At 51.5% G+C, this 12,965-nt stretch carries 9 protein-coding genes, 1 tRNA gene and 2 rRNA genes; 7 read left to right on the top strand and 5 right to left on the bottom strand.

Annotated features, from left to right (window positions below; all coding sequences use genetic code 11):
* Window positions 1–207: 207 nt before the first annotated feature.
* On the top strand, window positions 208–618 hold the full coding sequence (locus H511_RS0100060; RefSeq protein WP_027250466.1) for a c-type cytochrome: 411 nt from the start codon (window positions 208–210) through the stop codon (window positions 616–618).
* A gap of 81 nt (window positions 619–699) precedes the next feature.
* On the opposite strand, the gene rep is transcribed toward H511_RS0100060, so the two are convergent.
* Window positions 700–2,718 carry a DNA helicase Rep gene (gene rep, locus H511_RS0100055; RefSeq protein ID WP_027250465.1) on the bottom strand — a complete coding sequence of 673 codons (2,019 nt, stop codon included), beginning with the start codon at window positions 2,716–2,718 and terminating at the stop codon, window positions 700–702.
* A gap of 177 nt (window positions 2,719–2,895) precedes the next feature.
* Here rep and H511_RS0100050 point away from each other — a divergent pair, with 177 nt between their 5' ends.
* The 4 genes from H511_RS0100050 (at window position 2,896) to ubiK (ending at window position 8,153) form a co-directional block, all read left to right on the top strand.
* Window positions 2,896–3,462 (top strand): TetR/AcrR family transcriptional regulator, encoded by a 567-nt coding sequence (locus H511_RS0100050; RefSeq protein WP_036758276.1) that lies wholly within the window; start codon window positions 2,896–2,898, stop codon window positions 3,460–3,462.
* Between the two features lie 34 nt (window positions 3,463–3,496).
* Window positions 3,497–4,612 (top strand): efflux RND transporter periplasmic adaptor subunit, encoded by a 1,116-nt coding sequence (locus tag H511_RS0100045; RefSeq protein WP_027250463.1) that lies wholly within the window; start codon window positions 3,497–3,499, stop codon window positions 4,610–4,612.
* 12 nt (window positions 4,613–4,624) lie between these two features.
* The gene (locus H511_RS0100040; RefSeq protein WP_027250462.1) at window positions 4,625–7,741 is read left to right on the top strand and encodes a multidrug efflux RND transporter permease subunit; all 3,117 of its coding nucleotides are present in this window, start codon (window positions 4,625–4,627) and stop codon (window positions 7,739–7,741) included.
* 154 nt (window positions 7,742–7,895) lie between these two features.
* Window positions 7,896–8,153 (top strand): ubiquinone biosynthesis accessory factor UbiK, encoded by a 258-nt coding sequence (ubiK, locus tag H511_RS0100035; RefSeq protein WP_027250461.1) that lies wholly within the window; start codon window positions 7,896–7,898, stop codon window positions 8,151–8,153.
* Between the two features lie 73 nt (window positions 8,154–8,226).
* Here ubiK and ilvC read toward each other — a convergent pair whose 3' ends face one another.
* The gene (ilvC, locus tag H511_RS0100030) at window positions 8,227–9,711 is read right to left on the bottom strand and encodes a ketol-acid reductoisomerase (protein ID WP_027250460.1); all 1,485 of its coding nucleotides are present in this window, start codon (window positions 9,709–9,711) and stop codon (window positions 8,227–8,229) included.
* Between the two features lie 131 nt (window positions 9,712–9,842).
* On the opposite strand from ilvC, the gene ilvY reads away from it, so the two are divergent.
* Together ilvY and H511_RS0100020 are read left to right on the top strand one after the other, a co-directional pair.
* Window positions 9,843–10,715, top strand: a complete 873-nt coding sequence (gene ilvY / locus H511_RS0100025) for an HTH-type transcriptional activator IlvY (protein ID WP_036758273.1) — start codon at window positions 9,843–9,845, stop codon at window positions 10,713–10,715.
* A gap of 10 nt (window positions 10,716–10,725) precedes the next feature.
* Window positions 10,726–11,934 (top strand): NAD(P)-binding domain-containing protein, encoded by a 1,209-nt coding sequence (locus H511_RS0100020; RefSeq protein WP_027250458.1) that lies wholly within the window; start codon window positions 10,726–10,728, stop codon window positions 11,932–11,934.
* 152 nt (window positions 11,935–12,086) lie between these two features.
* On the opposite strand, the gene H511_RS0100015 is transcribed toward H511_RS0100020, so the two are convergent.
* From H511_RS0100015 to H511_RS0100005, 3 genes are all read right to left on the bottom strand, one after another.
* A tRNA-Asp gene (locus H511_RS0100015) sits at window positions 12,087–12,163 on the bottom strand.
* Between the two features lie 161 nt (window positions 12,164–12,324).
* A 5S ribosomal RNA gene (gene rrf / locus H511_RS0100010) occupies window positions 12,325–12,440 on the bottom strand.
* A gap of 238 nt (window positions 12,441–12,678) precedes the next feature.
* Window positions 12,679–12,965 (bottom strand): 23S ribosomal RNA (locus tag H511_RS0100005); the annotation flags it as partial.

Genomic DNA, 12,965 nt, shown 5'->3' with positions numbered 1-12,965 from the left:
TAACCATCTCTGGGTTGATTCGCGTCATACAAACAAAGCCGCTCTGTTTAATACCACTTCGTTAAGGGATATAATCATTGCGTTTTTTACCCAAAAACCACTGGTTAATAACTCACAGCTTTGTCAAATAATGTAATATTTACAATAACTTATACAAGAAAGCTGTGATATTCGAGCAAATAATCTGGGAGTGTTAAGGTGAGCTCAATGGAATTTTCTCTTCGACAACTAATGGTCGCTGCAGTCGCAACCGTCGCCATCAGCGGCTCAGCCGTAGCGGCGGATATGTCTGGCGAAGCGATCGCAGAACGCATCAAGCCTGTTGGCTCTGTATATAAGGAAGGCGATGCACCAGCCGCTACAGCCGCCGCTTCCGGCCCTCGCTCAGGCGATCAGGTATACGGCACTTTCTGTGTGGCTTGCCACAGCAGCGGTGTACTGGGCGCACCTAAGACAGGTGATGCCGGTGACTGGGGACCGCGTATTGCGCAAGGTATGGATACGCTGACCAATCATGCCATTAATGGTTTCAATGCCATGCCGGCCAAAGGCACCTGTATGGACTGCAGCGATGAAGAAATCGTGGCTGCGATCAACCATATGATCGAGGGGCTGTAACTCAGACTCCCCTTCAGATACCTGAAGAAAAGGTTAGCTGTGATGGCTAACCTTTTTTATTTTCAGCAAAACTTCACTGAGTTATTTCTTATTGAACATGGAGCGGATGTTGGCAATGTGTGCCTGGCCGCGCTGCATGCGCTCTTCTGCCGTCACAGGTTTGCGCTCTGTTTCCCAATCCAGATCATCCTGGGGCAATTCATAGAGAAAACGGCTGGGCTCGGGCTTGAGCAGCTCGCCATACTGCCGGCGCTCCTTGCATAAGGTAAAGGTCAGTGTTTTCTGCGCCCGGGTAATACCGACATACGCCAGGCGCCGCTCTTCCTCCACATTGTCTTCATCGATGCTGGTCTGATGGGGCAAAATGCCCTCTTCAGCACCAATCAGATACACATGCGGAAATTCCAGTCCTTTGGAGGCGTGCAGCGTCATGAGCTGAACCTGATCGGCATCCTCATCCTCTTCACCCCGTTCCATCATGTCACGCAGTGTCATGCGCTGAACCACTTCTTTCAGAGTGCGCACTTCATTATCGTAATTATCGCCTTCCAGATCTGCGGTGATCCAGCTGTATAAATCGGACACGTTTTTCATCCGCATTTCCGCCGCTTTCGGGCTGGCGGAGGTTTCAAACAACCAGTCCTCGTAATGGATGTCGCGGATCATCTGGCGCACGGCCGCGACGGCGTCGCCCCGCTCGGCATTATCGGCCAGCTCAACAACCCAGCGTGTAAACTGGCGCAGGCTGTCCAGTCCACGCCCTGACAAGTGCTGCTCCAGGCCCAGTTCGAAGCTGGCTGCAAACAAACTCTTGCCCCGCATATTGGCGTAAGTGCCCAGTTTCTCCAGCGTGACCGGGCCGATCTCGCGTCGCGGGGTATTGACGATACGCAAAAAAGCGTTGTCATCATCCGGGTTGGTGAGCAAACGCAGATACGCCATGATGTCTTTAATTTCGGTGCGGGAGAAAAAAGACGTGCCGCCGGAAATTTTATAGGGGATCCGGTTCTGCATCAGGGCTTTTTCAAACAAACGTGACTGATGGTTGCCGCGGTACAGAATCGCGTAATCTTTGTAGTCCGTGTTGTTGAGAAAACGATGGGCGATCAGCTCCCCGACCACTTTTTCAGCTTCATGCTCTTCATTTTTAGCCGTCAGGACCTTGAGCATCTCGCCATCAGGGATTTCTGAGAACAAGGCTTTTTCAAACAAATGCGGATTATTGGCGATCAGAATATTGGCGCTGCGCAATATCCGGCTGGTCGAGCGGTAGTTCTGCTCCAGCTTGATCACTTTGAGGGTCGGGAAGTCCTTGTTGAGCAGGGCCAGATTCTCTGGCTGCGCGCCCCGCCAGGAGTAAATCGACTGATCGTCATCCCCCACCACAGTAAATTTTGACCGCTCGCCCACCAGCAGCTTCACAAACGCATACTGGCTGGTGTTGGTATCCTGATACTCATCCACCAGCAGGTAGCGGATCTTATTCTGCCAGCGCTGCCGCACTTCCTCGTTATCGCGCAGCAAAAGCACGGGCATCAGGATCAAATCATCAAAGTCCAGCGCGTTATAGGCTTTCATCTGACGCTGATACAACTCATAGCAATAGGCAAACAGCTGGTCACGTTCACCTTGCGCCTGCGCTTTCGCCTGGACGGGCGACAGCATGGCGTTCTTCCAGTTGGAAATCGATGACAGCAGCATTTTCAGCAAGTCTTTATCACCGTCGAGCTGATCTTCCGTCAGTTCTTTGAGCAGCGCCATCTGATCCTGATCGTCAAACAGGGAGAAACTCGCTTTCAGACCCAGCACCTTATACTCGCGGCGAATGATATTCAGGCCCAGCGTGTGGAAGGTCGACACCATCAAGCCTTTGGCTTCCTGGCGGCCCAGGGTCTGCCCGACCCGCTCCTTCATTTCCCGCGCCGCTTTATTGGTAAATGTCAGCGCAGCAATATTGCGGGCTTTGTAGCCACATTGTTGGACTAAGTAAGCGATTTTATTGGTAATGACCCGTGTTTTGCCTGAACCTGCACCGGCCAGAACCAGACACGGTCCAGCAACAAAACGTACCGCCTCATTTTGTCTCGGATTGAGTTTCATTCATTTGCCCTATGAGTCATGATTGATTCAGCTGCCGCATTGTAACCTGTTCTCGTCTCGTGTCTATTTCAGACAATCCCTCGCGTTTGCTCAGAAAAATAAAGGTAACAGATGAGTTGCATACTAATAAAGCATCCACAATAATGAATGAACGTTCATTCACTTTGTGATCAATTAATGACTGACAAAAAAGAACGTATCTTGCAGGCAACCGAAGAATTGCTGGCAAAACATGGTTTTCACGGTCTGTCGATGAATATGGTGGCCAAAGAAGCCAGGGTCGCGACAGGGACCATCTATCGCTATTTCAGTGATAAAGATGATCTCCTGTATCAGCTGCATGACCATATACTGACGATTGTCGCCAGGAAAATCACGCAGAACGTTTCCGATGTCATGCCCTTGGAACAGCAGTTCCGTACTATGTGGCTAAACATCTGGAACATGGCTACGGATAATGAAGCGCCGCTGATTAACCGTGGTCAGTTCGAAAACATGCCGCACCGAGGTAAGCAGTACAAGATAGCGTTAGAAAAAACGCTCTTTGCCCCTGTCCACAGGATGTTCGACAGGGGTAAAGCTCAGGGGCTGTTTAAGCCTTTGGACAACGAGATATTAAGCGCACTCAGCCTTGAACCCAGCGCCTGTCTGGCCCGCAAGCACCTGAGTGGTACTTTTACGGTAAGTGATGAGGCGCGGGATGCTGCCATTAAAGCTTGCTGGGATGCTGTAATTACACATTGAATTAGCATTAACTTAAGACTCCGGAGCAAAGATAATGAAAAAATGGGTAGCATGGATAGTCATGCTCATCATCGTTGCCGTGCTGTTTGGCACGCTTTTTACGTCCAAGTACTTTGAAATAAAAGGAAAGATGGCTTATTTCGCCAATATGCCTGAACCGGATTATCCGGTGACAGTCGTGGAAGCGAAACCGACAGATTGGGTACCGGCCATTGAAGCCATTGGTTTCATTGAGCCTAACCAGGGTGTGACTGTCACCACGGAAGTTGCCGGTGTGATCAAGTCGCTGGAGTTCGATTCAGGCATGTCGGTGAAAAAAGGCCAACGTCTGGTCGCGCTCGACTCAGATGTTGAGGAAGCCAACCTCAAGAGCTCCCAGGCTCGCCTGCCTGCCGCCAAAGCCAAGTTCATCCGCTATCAGGATCTGTACAAGAAAGGCTCTATCTCTAAGGAAGCCTTTGATGGCGCGCAAGCTGATTACTTCTCTCTGTCAGCCGATATTGAGAGCCTGAAAGCCACCATCGACCGTCGCATTATTAAAGCCCCGTTTGCCGGTGATGTCGGTCTGCGTAATGTGTTCCTGGGTGAGTATATTCAGCCCGGCACTGACATAGTGCGCCTGGAAGATACCTCCCTGATGAAGCTGCGCTTCACCATTCCGCAAACCGATCTGTCCGACATTCACATCGGGCAGGACGTCGATATCGCCGTCGATGCGTACCCGGATGCCAAATTCCAGGGCAAGATCAGCGCGATTGAACCTGCGGTCAATTACCAGAGCGGCTTAATCCAGGTTCAGGCGGACATTCCGAACAATGCCGGCCGTCTGCGCAGCGGCATGTTTGCCCGTGCCAACATCATTTTGCCGACCCTGGAAAATCAGGTTGTGCTGCCGCAGTTTGCCATCACCTATACCCTGTACGGCGATAATGTGTACGTGCTGTACGAAGATGACGAAGGTGTCACCCGCGTCCGTCAGTCTGTGGTGAAAACCGGTGAACGTAAGCGCGATGTTATCCACGTCCTTGATGGCGTTAAACCGGGAGACCGTGTTGTTACCACAGGCCAGGTCCGCCTGAGTAATGACGTCAAAGTCCGCATCGTAGAAAACGATGCCCTGAAAACCCCGGCTGAAACACCGATGCTGTGATTCGGAGGTTAAATGCGCTTTACTGATATATTCATAAAAAGGCCGGTCCTGGCAGTGTCGATCAGCATTCTGATCGCCCTGCTTGGTTTTCAGGCTATTTTCAAAATGCAGGTCCGGGAATATCCCGAAATGACCAATACCGTGGTCACTGTGACGACCAGTTATTACGGTGCCAGTGCCGATCTGATCCAGGGCTTTATTACTCAGCCGCTGGAGCAGGCCATCGCGCAGGCAGACAACATAGATTACATGACGTCGTCATCGGTACTGGGTTCATCGACAATTACCGTCAACATGAAACTCAATACCGATCCCAACGCGGCCCTGTCTGATGTACTGGCGAAAACCAACTCGGTGCGCTCTCAGCTTCCCCGTGAAGCGGAAGACCCGACTGTGACCATGTCGACCGGTTCCACCACGGCGGTGATGTACATCGGTTTTACCAGTGACGAGCTTAATTCCAGCCAGATCACCGATTACCTGGAGCGGGTATTCAACCCGCAGCTGTTCACCGTGAACGGCGTGTCCAAAATCGACCTGTACGGCGGAATGAAATTTGCGCTGCGGGTATGGCTGGATCCGGCCAAGATGGCCGCTTACAACTTAACGGCCAGCGACATCATGACGGTGCTGAACGCCAACAACTACCAGTCGGCGACGGGTCAGGCGACAGGCGAGTTCGTACTGTATAACGGCACGGCAGATACCCAAGTCAAAACCACGGATGAGCTGAAAAAGCTGATTGTCTCGACACAGAAAGGTCAGGTGATCCGCTTAGGTGATATCGCTAAAGTCACCCGGGCGAAAAGCCACGACATTTACCGTGCCACCGCCAACGGACAGGAAGCCGTGGTTGCCGCCATCAATGCAGCGCCAAGTGCGAACCCTATCAACATTGCTGCCGATGTGCTGGAGCTGTTGCCTGAAATTCAGCGCAACATGCCAAGCAATATCAAGATGAACATACTGTACGACTCTACCGTTGCCATCAACGAGTCGATTCAGGAGGTTATCAAAACTATCGGTGAAGCTGCGCTGATTGTCCTTGTGGTGATCACCCTGTTCCTGGGCTCGTTCCGCGCGGTACTGATCCCTATCATCACTATTCCGCTGTCGCTGATTGGCGTGGCCATGGTAATGCAGGCCTTCGGTTTCTCCTGGAACCTGATGACACTGCTGGCTATGGTGCTGGCTATCGGTCTGGTGGTCGATGATGCCATCGTGGTACTGGAAAACGTCGACCGTCACATCAAACTCGGCGAGTCACCGTTCCGGGCAGCGATTATCGGTACCCGGGAAATTGCGGTGCCTGTTATCGCCATGACCCTGACGCTGGGCGCGGTATACGCACCTATCGCACTGATGGGAGGGATTACAGGTTCGCTGTTTAAGGAGTTCGCCCTGACGCTGGCAGGGTCAGTGTTTATCTCGGGGATTATCGCACTGACACTGTCGCCGATGATGTGTTCTAAGATCCTGAAAGCGCACGATAAGCCAAATCGCTTTGAAGATACCGTGCACAGTGTGCTGGATCGCATGACCAGCCGCTATGAAAAAATGCTGACCACAGTGATGAAATCGCGCCCTGTGGTGATAGTGTTTGCGGTCATTGTCTTTGTTATGCTGCCGGTGCTGTTCAAGTTCATCCCCAGTGAACTGGCACCGGCAGAAGATAAAGGCGTGCTGATGATGATGGGTACCGGTCCGTCTACCGCTAACCTTGACTACATCGAAAACTCCATGAGTGAAGTGAACGAAATACTGAGTGATCAGCCTGAAGTGGCTTTTGCTCAGGTGTTCTCAGGGGTACCGCAATCCAATCAGGCATTCGGTATCGCTTCTATGGTGCCCTGGAGTCAGCGTGAAGCCAGTCAGGCAGAAGTGGTTGGCCGTGTCACTACCCTGGTTAACGACGTGCCTGGTATGGCGGTAACGGCGTTCCAGATGCCGGAACTGCCAGGTGCGGGCTCAGGTCTGCCGATCCAGTTTGTCATTACCACACCGAACAACTTTGAAAGCCTGTTCCAGGTGGCCGGTTCGATTCTGGATGATGTGACGAAGAATCCGATGTTTGTGTATTCGGACTTGGATCTCAACTTCGACTCCGCCACCATGAAAATCAGCATAGACAAAGACAAAGCCGGGGCTTATGGCGTGACTATGCAGGATATTGGTATCACCCTGAGTACCATGATGGCCGACGGTTATGTCAACCGCATCGACCTGAATGGCCGCTCTTACGAGGTGATTCCGCAGGTAGAACGTAAGTACCGCCTGAATCCTGAATCACTGAACGCCTTCTATGTTCGTGCGGCGGATGGTAATTCAGTGCCGCTGGGCAGCCTGATCACCATTGATGTGGTGGCTGAGCCCCGCGCACTGCCGCACTTCAACCAGCTGAACTCGGCCACCATAGGTGTGGTGCCTATGCCGGGGACGGCCATGGGTGATGCCATCGAATGGTTCCGTACCGAAGCCGTCAGCCAGCTGCCTTCAGGTTATCAGTACGACTTTATGGGGGAAGCTCGCCAGTACGTCACCGAAGGTAATGCACTGTTTGCGACTTTCGTTCTGGCACTGGCGGTGATTTTCCTGGTGCTGGCTATCCAGTTCGAATCGCTGCGCGACCCTATGGTGATCATGGTGTCGGTACCGCTGGCTATTTGTGGCGCCCTGGTCTCGCTGGCCTGGGGAGCGGCTTCGATGAACATCTACTCGCAAGTCGGCTTGATCACCCTGATTGGTCTGATCACCAAGCACGGGATTCTGATCTGTGAAGTGGCAAAAGAAGAGCAGCTCAATCACCAGAAAGACAAAATGTCTGCAGTGATGGAAGCGGCTAAGGTGCGTCTGCGACCGATTCTGATGACCACGGCGGCGATGATTGCCGGTCTGGTTCCTCTGCTGTACGCCACCGGGGCCGGTGCTGCCCAGCGCTTCAGTATCGGTATCGTTATCGTATCCGGCCTGGCGATAGGCACCCTCTTCACCCTGTTCGTGCTGCCGGTGATCTACACCTACCTGGCCAGCACCCACAAACCGCTGCCGGTTTTTGTGGAGGACAAAGAGCTGGAAAAGTTAAAACGGGCTGATGAAGCGAGACAAGCGCTGAAAGCCCGGGAAAGTTAATTACCCACTTTCCATCCGATTCAGGCCGCGCAAGCGGCCTTTTTTTCAGCACCGCTTGCCCAATCGGGCCAAGGATTCCTGCCTGCCACAGAAATTTTTGGTGTACACTAACGGCTAAAAGTATCCCATTAACCTCATGGAGTTAAACCCGCGTATGTTTGATCCAAAGAAAATTGAGCAGGTCGCCAGACAAATTCAGGAAGCCATGCCTCAACCGGTCAAAGCGCTTGGTCAGGATGTGGAACAAAAAGTGCGTCAAACCATCCAGGCACAACTGAGCAAGCTGGATGTGGTGAATCGCGAAGAGTTCGATGTGCAGACCCAGGTTCTGCTGCGCACACGGCAAAAGCTGAACGAGCTGGAACAGAAGGTTGCCCAGCTGGAAGCTATGCTGGCAGATAAGTCCGAATAATATATGTCTTGTCAGACATGAAAAAGCCCGGCAACTTTTGCCGGGCTTTTAGCTAACCAGGAAGGAGGTTGACTTAGTCGCCGACAGCGATACGCTTCATATCTGTCATATAACCACGCAGTTCGTGACCAATCTGCTCTACCGGGTGATTACGCAGTGCTTCGTTCACATCAATCAGCTGCTGGTTATCAACATGGTTGCTGGTGGCAGCCAAGCCTTTACCTATCACGTCTGTGCTGACTTTTGGCATGAACTTTTCGCGCAGCAATGGCGTAGCCACGTTAGCGAACAGGTAGTTACCATATTCTGCCGTATCAGAGATCACCACGTTCATCTCGTACAGACGCTTACGGGCAACAGTGTTGGCAATCAGAGGCAGCTCGTGTAAAGACTCATAGTATGCCGACTCTTCAATAATGCCTGAGGCTGTCATGGCTTCAAACGCCAGCTCAACACCGGCACGTACCATGGCCACCATCAGAATACCGTTATCAAAGTATTCCTGCTCAGCGATTTTGGCATCGGTTTGCGGGTAGTTTTCAAACGCCGTTTCCGCCGTTTCAGCACGCCAGCCCAGCAGTTCTGCGTCATCGTTCGCCCAGTCGGCCATCATGGTCCGTGAGAACTCACCTGTGATGATGTCATCCATGTGCTTGTTATACAGCGGACGCATCAGCTCTTTCAGCTCTTCAGACAACTCAAATGCTTTGATCTTGGCCGGGTTGGTCAGACGATCCATCATATGGGTGATGCCGCCAAACTTCAGGGCTTCGGTAATGGTTTCCCAGCCGAACTGCAGCAGCTTACCGGCATAGCCCGGCTCGACACCTTCAGCAACCATCTTCTCGTAACACACGATAGAGCCCGCCTGCAGCATGCCGCACAGAATCGTCTGCTCACCCATCAGGTCAGATTTCACTTCAGCAACGAAAGAGGATTCCAGTACACCAGCACGGTGGCCACCTGTTGCTGCCGCCCAGGCTTTCGCAATTTCCAGGCCTTCACCTTGCGGGTCATTTTCCGGGTGGACTGCGATCAGCGTCGGGACACCAAAGCCACGCTTGTATTCTTCACGCACTTCAGTACCCGGACACTTAGGCGCCACCATCACAACCGTGATATCCGGACGGATCTGCATCCCTTCTTCAACAATGTTAAAGCCGTGCGAGTAACCCAGCGCAGCACCTTGCTTCATCAGAGGCATCACAGTGGTGACCACATCCGTATGTTGTTTATCAGGCGTCAGGTTGATAACCAGATCAGCCTGCGGGATCAATTGTTCATAGCTACCCACTTCAAACCCATTGTCTTTCGCATTACGGAAAGAAGCACGCTGCTCGTCAATTGCAGCCTGGCGCAGTGCATAAGACACATTCAGACCTGAGTCACGCATGTTCAGGCCCTGGTTCAGGCCCTGTGCACCACAACCTACGATAACCACCTTCTTACCTTTCAGGTAATCCGCTTCCTGAGCAAACTCGCTGCGATCCATAAAACGGCAACGACCCAGCTGTTCCAACTGCTGACGTAAATTTAAGGTATTGAAATAGTTAGCCATAACAAGTTACTCCGTGAATTCTGATCCTTGGTCGGCACTTCACTGCCGAATAACCTGATAGTAGATCAGGCTTGATGTTGTCTAAAGTGATATATTCACAACATCATATTGCAAATGGTGCAACATAGAATATGAACATCAAATCCCTTCAACTGTTTCTACATCTGTGTAACAGCAAGAACTTTAGTCAGACCGCACAGAAGATGCACATCAGTCCGTCCGCGCTCAGCCGGCTTATTCAGCGCCTGGAGCAGGAGCTGTCTCAGCCCCTCTTCATTCGCGACAACCGCAGTGTTGAACTGACCACGTCAGGCCGCAAGCTGCTGCCGGTCGCCAGTCGCATTGTGGCCGAATGGCAACAACTGCAGCAAGAGCTGACTGAACAGGATCAGATGCTCAAAGGCAAACTCACCCTGTTCTGTTCGGTCACGGCCAGCTACAGCCACTTACCCAATGTGCTGAATCAGTTCAGGCAACATTACCCCCAAGTGGAAATTCAGCTGGTTACCGGCGATCCGGCTCAAGCCGTGAATAAAGTCCTGCACGATGAAGCTGATTTTGCGATTACGGCTCTGCCAGCCAATTTACCCAATAAACTCACTTTCATTTATTTAGGCAATGTCTCAATGTCGTTAATCAGCCCATTAGTCACTTCCCCCGGCCTTCAGGCATTGCTTTCACCGGACATTCAGTGGGACAAACTTCCCTTCATTCTGCCTGAGTATGGAACTGCAAGAGAAAATGCTGACAAGTGGATGAAATCACAAAAAATAAAACCCAACATTTATGCTCAAGTTGCTGGGCATGAAGCTATTGTTAGTATGGTAGCATTGGGATGTGGCATTGGAATTGCGCCAGATATCGTTATAGAGAACAGTCCGATTCGCGATCAGATTCAAAAGCTGCCAGCAGCAGCCGTCGAACCATTAACATTGGGATTGTGTTGCAAACAAAGTCGACAGCAAGAGCCTCTTTTTCAGGCGTTGCTGACGTTATTCAAATAGCAGGCCGGTTATGACGTCAACGCATACTTTAACGCACAGCTACTACTCCGCTTTCTATGCAGAAAAAGGTTATCGATTTTTAGAACAGATTGCGCAAACTCATACTATGCCGAGAAATCTGGTTGTTTTCTCCGTCATGCATTGCTATGAAGGCTCTCTGCCATATCTCAACGTACTGTGTAAACTTGCTGACCACGTCATTTTCATCCCCAAACAAGCAACTTTTTGCAACAACGGCACACTGCTCAATACCATCCGATCTATCCCAAATTGTGATGTCGTCGCACCCGGCTTTGACAAAATCGCCTTAAGAGATCCTGTGCGTTGCCTGGATCTCATTCAGCAATACACTCAGGAGGGACAGGCTTTTCTGATTCTGGATCACGGCGGCTATTTTGCTCAGGGCGTTGAAACTATCTTTGAGGTATATAATGAGCAATGTGTGGGGATTGCTGAGTTAACCGCAAATGGCATCGCCAAATACCGCAACCGGCATCTCATCAAACCCTTAGTCTCGGTTGCTCATCTGAGCATCAAGACCCCAGCCGACTACGAAGCTTCCGAGTGTATCGTGCATTACACGGATCAGATCCTGCGCGAGGCATTTGGCCTGAAATTGAATAACCTCGGTTTTCTCACTATCGGGGTGATAGGTAGCGGTAATCTGGGACGGGGGATCTGTAAGACACTGCAAGGTAAAGGGATCAATGATATCTATGTCAGTGACCATGACGCCAGGCAACTCACCGCCTTACCCAGAAATGGCATTCAGGTCTGCTCAACCGAAACCATGCTCAAACACTGCAATCTCATTTTCTGCTGTACCGGCAATGGCGCGCTTCACTCAGCGCATATCCAGTCCAGACGCGAGAACTTATTCATAGCCACTGTCACCTCTGCCGACGACGAGCTCAATTTGCCCGAGTTAGTGCAACAAGGGACGTTGCGGTATGTTGGGGGGAATCAGTTGGTCACAGAATATCAAAATCGGCATGGTGCCAGTATTTACCTCATTGCCGGCGGAGAATCTGCGAACACTCCCTTCAAAACCGGTATGGGCGATCCCACTTTGTACCTGTTTGAAGCGGCACATTTACTGGCAGGTCTGCATCTGGGCAGTCAGTCACATAGCTATGCGGCAGGTATTCAGGCTTTATCTGCACAAGATGAAATTTTTATTGCTGAGCAATGGCTGCGTTTTTTCTACAGCTACACTTAACAAACACTGTTTCATGGCAGAAATACAGAAAAGTCCCTGTCTGTCGTCAGAAACGCCTAGCCTGAGACTCTCATAACTGACGAACAACCGAAGACACTGCAAACGCCAGATAGCAAAAAACCCAGTCATTGCTGACTGGGTTTTCTGATAAATGGCGGAGCGGACGGGACTCGAACCCGCGACCCCCGGCGTGACAGGCCGGTATTCTAACCAACTGAACTACCGCTCCACTCAATTTTTCTGCCCAACAAAGTCTTACGCTTACTGCTTTGTTTCGGTCATCTTGCGTGATGCGATGCTGATTTTTAACTGAGAAGCGCAGTGTGCATTAGCACATGAGCATCGCAAGTATCAAAATATGCGAGCTATCACCCAAGATGGGCAATGAAAGCCTGGCGATGTCCTACTCTCACATGGGGAGACCCCACACTACCATCGGCGCTGCTGCGTTTCACGTCTGAGTTCGGCATGGGATCAGGTGGGTCCGCAACGCTATGGTCGCCAAGCAAATTCGGTGTGATTATCCCGCTGGTGAGAATCAATGCTGGCGGTATTGCCTGCCTCCTTCACTCAGTTGTGTACTTCAGTACACGCCTTCGTTCAGTGCGTTGGCGGCTTTGCCAGCCCCGATTCTTCCTGCGCTACCAAAGGTGCGCGGAGCGGGACAATCGCTGGAAAGTTAACTAGTGTTCTCAGCACATCATTCAAGTGCTCATGGAGTCCGTAAAACCCCTTGGGTGTTGTATGGTTAAGCCTCACGGGCAATTAGTACAGGTTAGCTGAGCGCCTCACAACGCTTACACACCCTGCCTATCAACGTTCTAGTCTCGAACAGCCCTTCAGTAGGCTTGAGGCCTCAGGGATGACTCATCTCAGGGCTCGCTTCCCGCTTAGATGCTTTCAGCGGTTATCGATGCCGAACTTAGCTACCGGGCAATGCGTCTGGCGACACAACCCGAACACCAGCGGTTCGTTCACTCCGGTCCTCTCGTACTAGGAGCAACTCCCTTCAATCATCCAGCGCCCACGGC

Origin of the sequence: Photobacterium halotolerans DSM 18316, from assembly GCF_000425165.1 — a bacterium.
In the GTDB taxonomy this organism is placed as follows: domain Bacteria; phylum Pseudomonadota; class Gammaproteobacteria; order Enterobacterales; family Vibrionaceae; genus Photobacterium; species Photobacterium halotolerans.
Note: the sequence above shows the minus strand (reverse complement) of the source record. Positions and strands in the feature narration are given on the sequence as shown.

Coding starts and splice junctions, on each gene's coding strand:
- H511_RS0100020 (WP_027250458.1), top strand. CDS start 10,726: ATGACGTCAACGCATACTTTAACGCACAGCTACTACTCCGCTTTCTAT.
- H511_RS0100040 (WP_027250462.1), top strand. CDS start 4,625: ATGCGCTTTACTGATATATTCATAAAAAGGCCGGTCCTGGCAGTGTCG.
- H511_RS0100045 (WP_027250463.1), top strand. CDS start 3,497: ATGAAAAAATGGGTAGCATGGATAGTCATGCTCATCATCGTTGCCGTG.
- H511_RS0100060 (WP_027250466.1), top strand. CDS start 208: ATGGAATTTTCTCTTCGACAACTAATGGTCGCTGCAGTCGCAACCGTC.
- H511_RS0100050 (WP_036758276.1), top strand. CDS start 2,896: ATGACTGACAAAAAAGAACGTATCTTGCAGGCAACCGAAGAATTGCTG.
- ubiK (WP_027250461.1), top strand. CDS start 7,896: ATGTTTGATCCAAAGAAAATTGAGCAGGTCGCCAGACAAATTCAGGAA.
- rep (WP_027250465.1), bottom strand. CDS start 2,718: ATGAAACTCAATCCGAGACAAAATGAGGCGGTACGTTTTGTTGCTGGA.
- ilvC (WP_027250460.1), bottom strand. CDS start 9,711: ATGGCTAACTATTTCAATACCTTAAATTTACGTCAGCAGTTGGAACAG.
- ilvY (WP_036758273.1), top strand. CDS start 9,843: ATGAACATCAAATCCCTTCAACTGTTTCTACATCTGTGTAACAGCAAG.